The organism is Bacteroides sp. AR20 (genome assembly GCF_964250605.1).
GTDB classification, from domain to species: domain Bacteria; phylum Bacteroidota; class Bacteroidia; order Bacteroidales; family Bacteroidaceae; genus Bacteroides; species Bacteroides uniformis.
This window is the reverse complement of sequence record NZ_CAXUGK010000053.1, coordinates 1-10,399: the sequence shown is the minus strand read 5'-3', so window position 1 is coordinate 10,399 and position 10,399 is coordinate 1. Positions and strand designations below refer to the sequence as shown.

The following is a 10,399-nucleotide window of genomic DNA, read 5'->3' as shown; positions in this document are numbered from 1 at the left end:
GAGATTATTCACTTTTTATTTTTTTAAATTTATAAATTTAAAGTTTTCAATTATGAACAAGAAGTTTCTAAGTGTGACCCTGTTCAGTGCCTTGATGTTGGGTACTGCAGGTACGTTCACGTCTTGTAAGGATTATGATGATGACATCAAGGACTTGCAGGAACAACTGGACAAGAAAGCTTCACTTGATGACCTGAATGCAAAAGTTACTACGTTGCAGACGGCTGTAGATGAAGCCAAAAGTGCCGCAAACGAGGCCAAGAACAAAGCTCAGGAAGCTTTGGACAAGGCTAATTCGACAGAAGGCGGAGTATCCGAGGCAGATTTGACTGCTTTGAAGAAAGAACTGGAAAAGCAAATTGAGAAGTTGGCTTCTTTGGAGGCAGTTGAGACTAAAATCAACGACTTGAAAGAAGAATTGGAAGGCGGCTTTGTTACAGACGAAAAACTAAAAGACTTGGCTGCTGAGGTTGATGCATTGAGCGCTCAAGTTATGTCTATTATCGGACATCGTTTGACTAGTCTGGCTGTAATTCCTACAAGTCATATCAATGGTATTGCTGCTATTACATTGACTACTCTACAGTATACTCCACAAGAGTACAAGGCAATGGCAAAACATACAGATGGTCCTCAAACTGACGAAGATTCTGAAGGAACGTTTACCGCACATTCCAAAACTCTTGTACTTGACCACGTTAATAAAGCTGGTGCTAATCCATACACGGTATCTACAGACAAAAATGAGGCTTACTTCCACGTTAGCCCCAATATGGGTGTACGTACAGAGGATATCTATATGCCTTCTTTCGATTGCATCAAATCTGAAAACATCCTCACCAAAGCTGGCGCAACGATTTCGGAGAACTCTCCTATCCAGCCAACTGGCTATAAAATAGAAGACAATGTATTGACAGTACAATTCAAGAAGACTGTTGCCGAATCCATCAATGAAGCAGGCGGTCATGCAAGTGGAAAAGAAACTTTCTACATGGCTTCTCTAAAGGCTCCTATCGCTAAGGAAAACTTGACTGCTGATGAAGCTAAAGCCCTTAAGGAAAATGGCACTCAAGTTTATGTAAACTCTGAATATGTTCGTCTGCACGAAACAAAAGTAGCTCCTTATATCGCTAATGCACGTACGAAGTACGGCGAAACTATGACCGGCAAATTTGCTGACGAAGTTCAGACCGATGGCGAAGGCAGATTCTACGTACACTACCACGACTCTATTTGTGCATACGAATCACAAGCTAACAACATGATTGACGTTTATGCACAGTATGACAAAGTCCTTGACCTGAAGAAATTGGTTGAGGTTTGTACAACGGAAATCGGTGCAGAAGACCATAAACAACATGCAGAGTTGAAGGCATACAAAGACTACGGTCTGACATTCCGTTTCTACAAGGCTACTGAAGAATATATCACTTTAGGTGGTCCGGAGAATAACAGCAACAAGACTGACCAGCAGAAATTTGCAGAAATCGATTCTCCTATGAATGGTCACATGACTTCAAAAGTCTATAGCCTTGACGGTGTATCTGCCACTGCAGTAGGCCGCGAACCGTTGGTACGTGTAGAGTTGGTGGATACTGTAAACAATGCTTTGGTAGCTATGCGCTACATCAAGGTGAAATGGGTGAAAGAAGAAGGTATGCGTGAAATCGGTTTCACATACGATGATACCATATTCAAATGTGGCAATTTCGCAGATAGAATTGGTACTGTAGCCATGAACGAAGTTATCTACAACGGTGCAAAAGAAGGCGGTATGACCAAACAGGAATTCCACGCCATTTACACTGACGAGGGTTTCGACGCACAAGATGGAGTAGATTATGGTAAGGTTAAACTTCTTAAGAATACAGAAGACGGCGTTGAATCTTACAACATTGAGTGGACTTTGACTCATGCTGACATCGTGAAGAAATATCCGGTATGGAAAAATCACGAAGATATGGTATTCACCAAGACATTCTTCTGGAAAGATCCGACAAAAGCATATCCTACTTTGAAGATTACATTGACACGTACTATCTACAAACCTACATTCGGTGGATATGGATATGACAATCGTTATTGGAAGAAAAACACCAACAACACTGTATTCAATGTGAACCCGGTAGTTTATGGTGCTGTGGAATGGAATCCTGCATGGAATGAAACCACTGGACACGTATTGACTGGCGATAAGACTAACAATAATCCGACCGTAAATATCTACACTGACTTAGTGAACGGTTTCTTGAACAAAGACGGTGTAAAACCTGCTACTGGTGCATGGGAATACCTGTACTTCCAGGATAAGAACGTTGCGAATGTGAAGAATCCTTATTCTCCTACATTTGAATTGGAAGGTGTACGTTTTGAATTCGATGCTGAAAAGTTGGCTGGTAAAACTTATAAGTACTTTGATGTTGCCAGCAAGACATTCAAGGATGGTGCTGTTACATTGAGTACTGACAACACAAAATTGTACATTGCAGGTGAATTGGCTGCAACAATTGACAATTATAAGGACAACCTCTGTACTGTCGTAGATAATCCTCTGAAAGGTCACAAGACTTATAACATCAAATTGCAAGAAGCTGATCCGGATGCAGCATCCAATTTCGGAAAAGACACCAAACCGACAGAAGCTGCCAAAGCTTTGGTAGGCCAGATTGTTCCTGTCAAATTGGTTGCAGACCTTTGCTATGGTGATGCAACTCCGGGACATCCGGCTGCCCATACTGAAGTTATCAAGGCTTATGATGCCAACATCATTGAACCGATGACTATCACAGTGAATAAGGAAGAAGGAGAAGTAACTGATGCTGTTGTTAACGGTAGCTCTGTAGATGTAACAGGTGCTTATACTTACACTTGCTGGAATGCAGACGAAAACGGTAATTTCTACACTGCTTCTGAGGCTCCCAATGCAACAGCTCTGCAAAAAGAACTGTTCAAATTCTACGAATGTACTCCGAGCAACTGGATGACTGATCAAGTTAAGACTAACCTGAAACTGGTAGACGGCAATTTGCAGCCTGTGGCTGGTTACAAGGAAGGTAGCCTTCCTGCCAACACAACTGTAGTTTACAACGTAGATGCAACAACTGGTAAGGAAACACTGACTTACTACAACCACAGTGGTACTCCTGTAAACTGGGATTATGAAATCTATGTTCCTATCAAGTTCGGTTATAAGTGGAAGACTTTCACTCAGGAATTCAAAATCCACGTAAATGAAAATGCCGGTACTCCCGCAGGAAGATAAGAGACAACTCTGAAAAGAGATGCCAATAAAGTAAACAGACAAGAGAGAGTGCTTCATCCGATTGAAGCACTCTTTTTTATAATATAACAACTAAAAATATGAAACAAACAGTCATTATAGGAATATTGTTGGGAATACTGCTACTAACCGGATGTGACAACAACGAAAAAGAACATGATTTTGTCGGTATATTCACTACTGCCAACGGCATAAAGTTTGAGCTTCGTCCAGATTCTACATCAATCATAACTTTCAAAGATTCTATGATTTACGAAAGTTCTTGGAAAATAAGCAAAGATCGTAACAATGAAACCTATGCCAACATAGAGTTTGCTGGTTATCAGAATTATTATTATTTGAAAAATGGTAAGCTTTATCGCAGTATACGCGAAATGAACCATGATGCCTTAGGTGAAGAGGTGAAGTATATAGAATGATTTCCGCGCCTCTCATCACTCTCTAGATTTTTTTCTCCCCACTTTGCTTCCACACTTCCACCCACCTCCTGCATCCCCCTATCCATCGGCACTTGAACTGCTGTGGAAGCAACAAAAAAAGGTGGAAGCAAATTTTGCTTCCACCTACTCAAAACGCTATAGTTTTACCGTAACCTACTCGTCTCTACCATAATACCCCGTGCAAGGTACATAAATCGGTTGGTTCAGTTTTCCTGCATTCTCGAGCTTGCCTTCGCTACGAAGCAGGCGAATATGAAGCTGCGCAGTGGAACGCATCATCCCGCAGAGAACCTGAAAACTCTCGCGCGTAAGGAACTGATGCGTAGAGAAGTAGCCCGTCAGTCGCCTGTCAATCTCCTTGTCACTCAGCTTTTGGGAATGCTCATTCAGCCCCAGCGGTTTAACTTTGATGGCACCTATCTCATTCTTCAGCACCTGGTCGGCACGAAACTTGATGCCCTTCAGCTTAATCTTGGTGGTTTTTCGTTTGGTCGCAGCGGTCACCGGCTCCGTGCTCGTCAGTACGGGATGAAAATAGCCGATACCGTCCAGATGCACCTGCCGCCCCTCGGCAAGGTCTTCCCCCATGACGTGCGACAAGGCATCCAGTACCGCCGAGACATCAGTCTCCGTCAACGAGCTGCGTTCCTGAATTCTGCGACGCAGTTCGTCGGTAGTGGTAGAGCCGTTCAAGCGGATGCGTGGATGAAGTATCTTTTCTTCCCGCTGTTTGTCTTTTGGTTCCGGAAGCTCATACCAATCAAATAAAATTGCCATAGTTCAATGTCTTTTAAGTTGTTATATAATAAGTTTGCGCCCTATGCGGAATAGGTGCGGGGGGCGTACTTCATCCGTAAAAGCTATGGAAAGAGAGACGCCTAACGGCCATGAACAACTCTGCTTACGGTCGTCAAGCGATTGCTTCATGGCCGTAAGCAGAGTTGTTCATGGTCGTTAGGCGTCATCTATTCCCTATACAAAAGTAGACAAACAAAGGGAGAAAAGCAAAGGAATGCCTATGTTTTAAAAAAGAAATCCAAAGGTTTCCGACACCACGCTGTATAGTTTGTGGAAGCAGGCATTTATTTAATAATTATTCTGCTGAATACTTGTTTTCCGCCTCCTGATGTCGTATCTTTACGAGAATTATATTTACCCAAACAAGCTGACAAACAGAATGAAAATTACCTTGATTAGAGCAGAAAAAGAGAGCGGAAAGGAAGCCCTCAGCACCCTGGAAACGGATGCACTGATTAAAAAACTAAAAACCGAAACCAAAGCCGGACATGTATCGACCCTCCGGGTCATCCTTCCTCAACTGGAGGGCACTTGCGCCCAATACGAACATATAGACAAGCTGCCCCGCATCTATCCCGCCGTGGAATATAGCCGTACACAAGAGGGGGAACGACGGATGAAGAACTATAACGGACTCGTACAACTGGAAATAAACCGTCTGTCGGGCATTGCCGAAGCGGAATATGTAAAGCAACAAGCTGCCCTGCTGCCACAGACCTTTGCCGCTTTCTGCGGTTCCAGCGGACGGAGTGCCAAGATATGGGTATTGTTTGCCCTGCCCGACGGCACGACACCGAAGCTGGAGAGCGATGCCGCCTTGTTTCATGCCCACGCCTACCGTATGACGGTGAAGTGCTACCAGCCCTTGCTGCCGTTTGCCATTACATTGAAAGAACCTTCCCTTACCCAGAGTTGCCGCATGACTCTGGATGGATATCCTTACTACAATCCTGCCGCTGTGCCTTTCTGCTTGGAACAACCCCTCGGCATGCCCGAGGAAGAGAACTTCCGGCAACGAAAACTCGCAGAAAAGAACCCGCTGTTGCGGCTGCATCCGGACAGTAAAGCCTCGGACACCTTTGCCGTACTCTTCGAGTCGGCCCTTGACCGTGCATTCCGCGGATTGGGCGGCTGGAAACGGGACGGGGATTTACGGATACTGCTGGTGCCTCTGGCCGAACATTGTTTCAAGGCAGGCATTCCCGAAGAGGAAGTAGTCCGCCAGACATTGATGCACTATTACCGGGAAACGGATGAATTCATTGTCCGTCAAACGATTCATAACCTATATCAAGAGCTTAAAGGCTTCGGGAAAAAGAGCAGTCTGACGCAAGAGCAGGAGAGCGTTTTCCGGCTGGAAGAGTTTATGGGCCGCCGGTATGAGTTTCGCTACAACACCGTTCTGGATGATTTGGAATACCGTCAGCGCGACTCCGTCCATTTCTATTTCAAGCCTGCTGACCAGCGTGCCCGCAGTACGGTCTCCATGAATGCCCTGAAGGAGGGTATCCGCGTATGGGACCGCGATATCAACCGTTTCCTAACTTCAGACTACGTACCACTCTATAATCCCGTCGAAGAATACCTTTACGACACCGGCCGCTGGGACGGGAAAGACCGCATCCGGGCGTTGGCCGACCTCGTTCCGTGCCACAATCCTCATTGGCAGGAGCTGTTCTACCGCTGGTTCCTGGGCATGGTGGCACACTGGCGTGGAATGGACCGGCAACACGGAAACAATACTTCTCCTCTGCTTGTCGGTTCTCAAGGGTTCCGGAAATCCACCTTTTGCCGCATTTTGCTGCCACCGGAGCTGCGTTTCGGCTATACGGACAGCATCGACTTCAAGAGCAGGCAGGAAGCGGAGCGCAGCCTGGGACGCTTTCTGCTCGTCAACATCGACGAGTTCGACCAAATCAGCATCAACCAGCAGGGTTTCTTGAAGCATCTGCTGCAGAAACCGGTTGCCAACCTGCGCAAACCCTACGGCAGCACCATCCGTGAGATGCGGCGGTATGCCTCCTTCATCGGTACCAGCAATCAGAAGGACTTGCTGTCCGATCCCAGTGGCAGCCGCCGTTTCATCTGCATTGAGGTCACCGGTCCCATCGATACGAATGTCACCATCAACTACCGCCAGCTCTATGCGCAGGCTCTGAATGCCGTAGCCAAAGGTGAGCGTTACTGGCTGGATGATGCCGATGAAGCCATCTTGAAGCGGACGAACCGGGAATTTGAACAGCTCACCCCACTGGAACAACTCTTCCACAGCCATTTCCGCGCGGCAGAAGAGGATGAAGAGGGGCAATGGATGATGCCCATGCAGATTCTTTCCGCTTTACAGACAAAAACGCGTGACCGTCTGGCAATCAACAAGGTTGCCGTATTCGGGCGGACGCTCAAGAAGCTTGAAATACCGAACAAGAAGTCAAGGCAGGGGACACTGTATCATGTAATGCCGCTGGATTAAATGCTCTGCAGTAACCCCGCACAAGCATCTTCCAGAATGTCCAGCACATACTCAAAACCTTCGGAACCGCCGTAGTAGGGGTCCGGTACATGGTCGGCATGGGTAAACTTTGTACAGTATTCCGTCATGCGGTGTATCTTGCTCCATTCGGCGGTTGAAGGGGCACGATCTTTCAGGTCGTCGATGTTGCGGTCGTCCATACCGATAATCAGGTCGAAGTTGTAAAAATCCTCGGTACGTACGGGTCGCGAAAGATGCGTCAGATTGTATCCACGGCGGGCAGCATGGGCACGCATCCGGCTGTCCGGCAGTTCGCCCTGGTGATAGGACAGAATGCCTGCAGAATCGATTAAAAACTCATCCGCACGTCCGGCTTCTTCTATCAGATGTTTCATGACTCCCTCTGCCGAGGAGGAACGGCAAATGTTGCCGAGGCAAACGAAAAGTATCTTCTTCATATTTCTTTAGTTACGAGTTATTTACATCGGGTCTACATCATAATACACTATCAACGACTTGAAGCGGTCTTCCGCCACCATCTCCTTTTGCACCTGGACGAGCAGCTCGCGGGCACGTGCCATCGGGGCATTGGTTTCTATCTTCAAGATAATCTTTCGGATGAACAGGGTCTGTACGCGTGCTACGGGCGGCTTGTCCGGTCCCAGCACACGGTTGCCAAAGACGGTGCGGAGCTTGGCGGCCATAGTCTGTGCCATGAGGTCGAGCAGGGTCTCGTTCCGGTTCTTCAGGTAGACATACACCAGGCGGTAGTAGGGCGGGTAGTGGAACATCTGGCGTTCGGCAAGCTGCCCGCCTACCATGGCTTCGTAGTCGTTGGCAATGACTTGCGGGATGATGGGATGGTCGATGCTTTTGGTTTGTAGCACCACCCTGCCGCGCTTGTTCTTCCGTCCGGCGCGTCCGGCAACCTGCGCCATCAGCTGGAAGGCGCGCTCGTAGGCGCGGAAGTCGGGATAGTTCAGCATGGTGTCGGCATTGAGTATGCCCACAATGCTGACGTGGTCGAAGTCCAGACCCTTGGACACCATTTGCGTGCCTATCAGGATGTCCGTCTTGCCTTGCTGGAAATCGGAGATGATGCGCTCGTAGGCGGTACGGGTGCGGGTGGTGTCCAAGTCCATACGGGCTACGCGGGCGTCGGGGAAGAGGGCTTTGATGTCATCTTCTATTTTTTCCGTGCCGAAGCCGCGGTTGCGCAGGTCAGTGCCCTCGCAGGCGGGGCAGATGCGGGGCAGTTGGTAGGTGTAGCCACAGTAGTGGCAGGTCAGTTGGTTCAGCCCCTTATGGTAGGTGAGGCTGACGTCGCAGTTCTTGCACTTGGGTACCCAGCCGCAGGTGTTGCACTCTATCATGGGGGCGAAGCCGCGGCGGTTCTGGAAGAGGATGACTTGTTCTTTTTGTTCCAGTGCCTCGCGGATATATTGTAGGAGCAGTGGGGAGAACGGACCGTTCATCTTCTTCTTGCGGTGCAGCTCCTTGATGTCTACGGGGATAATCTCCGGCAGTTGTATCTCTTTATAGCGTTCTTTCAGTTCCACAAGGCCATACTTGCCGGATGTGGCATTGTGCCAAGTCTCTACAGAAGGGGTTGCTGTACCCAACAGAGTTTTGGCGCCGTACATGGAGGCGAGTACAATGGCTGCATTGCGGGCATGATAGCGGGGGGCGGGGTCTTGCTGCTTGTAAGTGTTTTCGTGCTCCTCGTCCACAATCACAAGACCGAGGTTGCGGAAAGGAAGGAAAACGGAGGAGCGGACGCCGAGAATAATGTCATAGTCTGCTTCCGACAGCTGCTTCTGCCAGATTTCCACCCGTTCGGCATCGGGGAACTTGGAGTGATAGATGCCCAGTCGGGAGCCGAATACGCGTTGCAGGCGCTCTGTGATTTGTGCAGTGAGGGCTATTTCGGGCAGGAGATAGAGCACTTGCTTTCCTTGCCGGATGGTTTCCTCTATCAAGTGAATGTAGACTTCTGTCTTGCCGCTTGCCGTGATGCCATGCAGCAGGCAGACATTCTTGCTTTGGAAATTCTCTAAGATGGAGTGATAAGCGCGTTGCTGGTGCTCGTTCAGCGGGTTGACGGGGATGACTTCTTTGAGGAGTGCTTTGTCTATGCGACCTATTTCCTGCTGGTAGACTTCGAATACACCACGGTCCACAAGACCGTTGAATACGGCAGGGGTGGCATAGGTGCGTTGCAGCAGTTCGGCTTTGGAGACTTCTTTTATATCTCGTCCGCTGAGGTAGCCGGAGAGTTCCAGATATTTCATCAGCAGGTCCAGTTGCTTGGGGGCACGGTGCTGCAACTCGTCGAAGAAGATGTGCAGGCGGTGTTCGTTGCGGGCGGCGGCGGTGAGGCGTACACGGGTTTCGGTCTTAGGCTTGTAGGTGCGGCGCAATTCTTCCTTTACGAAGATGGCCTCTTTGTCGAGCAGTGACTTGATGACAGAAAGTATGTTCTTGATGCCGGTCTCCTTCTCCAGTTTCGTCACGCATTGCTCCGGGTCGGCAGAGAGCATATCCAGTATCTTCTGTTCCTTCTCCGGCAGGCAGACATCGGATTCGAAATCGGGGTTGTACTCTACGATTGTTTCGCTTTCCAGCTTCAAGCCAGAGGGTAAGGCAGCTTTGTAGACGTCTCCTTGCGTGCAGAGATAGTAATCGGAGAGCCATTCCCAGAACTTGAACTGCCGCGGAAGCAGTATCGGGCGGGCATCCAGCAAAGCGGACACTTCCTTTACTTCGTATTCGGTGGGGGCACAATAGTGCACGTTGCGCACGATGGCTGTATAGTATTTCTTCCGTCCGAATGGTACTACCACCCGGCAACCAATCTGCACTTCATCCGCCCACTCGTCGGGCAGGGAATAGGTGAAGCAGCTGTGCAAAGGCAAAGGCAATATGACGTCGGCAAACTTTTTCATCGTGGGGACAAAGATAGTGGAAAGTGGAGGGAGAATGAAATGAACGGGGTCATTTTTTATGATGAGAGGGGGAGGAGTCTGTTGTGGATTTGGGATGAAGATAAGGGGGGATATGGGTATTGCAGATTTTATGGGTAGGATGGGTGTAGAGGTATGGGGAAACTGGTGTAAGCGTTTTATAAGCTTTGTTCGATGTATTAAAATAAGAGTGAGTTAGTTATGGTAAAACTATGGCATTTTGAGTAGGTGGAAGCAGATTTTGCTTCCACCTTTTTTTGTTGCTTCCACAGCGGGGTAAATGCCGATGGACAGGGGGATGCAGGAGGTGGGCGGAAGTGTGGAAGCAAAGTGAGGAGAAAAAAGTTTCTGGAGAAAAAAAGGAGGATGTTCGGTAGTGTAAAATAAACTGTGTCACGCATTATTTATCTCTAGAAAACTCATCGGTCGGGGAACGGCCCGCGCCAAG

General features: G+C 48.3%; 6 protein-coding genes. 3 read left to right on the top strand and 3 right to left on the bottom strand.

Annotated elements, in window-relative coordinates; genetic code table 11:
* Positions 1 to 52: 52 nt before the first annotated feature.
* Positions 53 to 3,262, top strand: coding sequence for a hypothetical protein (locus ACESTD_RS18075; protein WP_118275173.1), 3,210 nt, complete (start codon positions 53 to 55; stop codon positions 3,260 to 3,262).
* A 98-nt stretch (positions 3,263 to 3,360) separates the two neighbouring features.
* Positions 3,361 to 3,699: a hypothetical protein gene (locus ACESTD_RS18070; RefSeq protein WP_016272010.1), complete on the top strand. Its 339-nt coding sequence runs from the start codon at positions 3,361 to 3,363 to the stop codon at positions 3,697 to 3,699.
* A 174-nt stretch (positions 3,700 to 3,873) separates the two neighbouring features.
* On the opposite strand, the gene ACESTD_RS18065 is transcribed toward ACESTD_RS18070, so the two are convergent.
* Positions 3,874 to 4,497 carry an HU family DNA-binding protein gene (locus ACESTD_RS18065; protein ID WP_016272009.1) on the bottom strand — a complete coding sequence of 208 codons (624 nt, stop codon included), beginning with the start codon at positions 4,495 to 4,497 and terminating at the stop codon, positions 3,874 to 3,876.
* Between the two features lie 400 nt (positions 4,498 to 4,897).
* Between ACESTD_RS18065 and ACESTD_RS18060 the strand changes: the two genes are divergently transcribed.
* The gene (locus ACESTD_RS18060) at positions 4,898 to 6,988 is read left to right on the top strand and encodes a BT4734/BF3469 family protein (protein WP_329779524.1); all 2,091 of its coding nucleotides are present in this window, start codon (positions 4,898 to 4,900) and stop codon (positions 6,986 to 6,988) included.
* On the opposite strand, the gene ACESTD_RS18055 is transcribed toward ACESTD_RS18060, so the two are convergent.
* Together ACESTD_RS18055 and priA are read right to left on the bottom strand one after the other, a co-directional pair.
* A complete protein-coding gene (locus ACESTD_RS18055) occupies positions 6,985 to 7,446 on the bottom strand; it encodes a low molecular weight protein-tyrosine-phosphatase (protein ID WP_005833576.1) in 462 nt (153 codons plus the stop codon). The genes ACESTD_RS18060 and ACESTD_RS18055 overlap by 4 nt on opposite strands.
* Before the next feature lie 21 nt (positions 7,447 to 7,467).
* Complete coding sequence (priA, locus tag ACESTD_RS18050; protein ID WP_373159078.1) at positions 7,468 to 9,933, bottom strand: primosomal protein N'; 2,466 nt, start codon at positions 9,931 to 9,933, stop codon at positions 7,468 to 7,470.
* Positions 9,934 to 10,399 lie beyond the last annotated feature (466 nt).

Coding starts and splice junctions, on each gene's coding strand:
- ACESTD_RS18075 (WP_118275173.1), top strand. CDS start 53: ATGAACAAGAAGTTTCTAAGTGTGACCCTGTTCAGTGCCTTGATGTTG.
- ACESTD_RS18070 (WP_016272010.1), top strand. CDS start 3,361: ATGAAACAAACAGTCATTATAGGAATATTGTTGGGAATACTGCTACTA.
- ACESTD_RS18065 (WP_016272009.1), bottom strand. CDS start 4,497: ATGGCAATTTTATTTGATTGGTATGAGCTTCCGGAACCAAAAGACAAA.
- ACESTD_RS18060 (WP_329779524.1), top strand. CDS start 4,898: ATGAAAATTACCTTGATTAGAGCAGAAAAAGAGAGCGGAAAGGAAGCC.
- ACESTD_RS18055 (WP_005833576.1), bottom strand. CDS start 7,446: ATGAAGAAGATACTTTTCGTTTGCCTCGGCAACATTTGCCGTTCCTCC.
- priA (WP_373159078.1), bottom strand. CDS start 9,933: ATGAAAAAGTTTGCCGACGTCATATTGCCTTTGCCTTTGCACAGCTGC.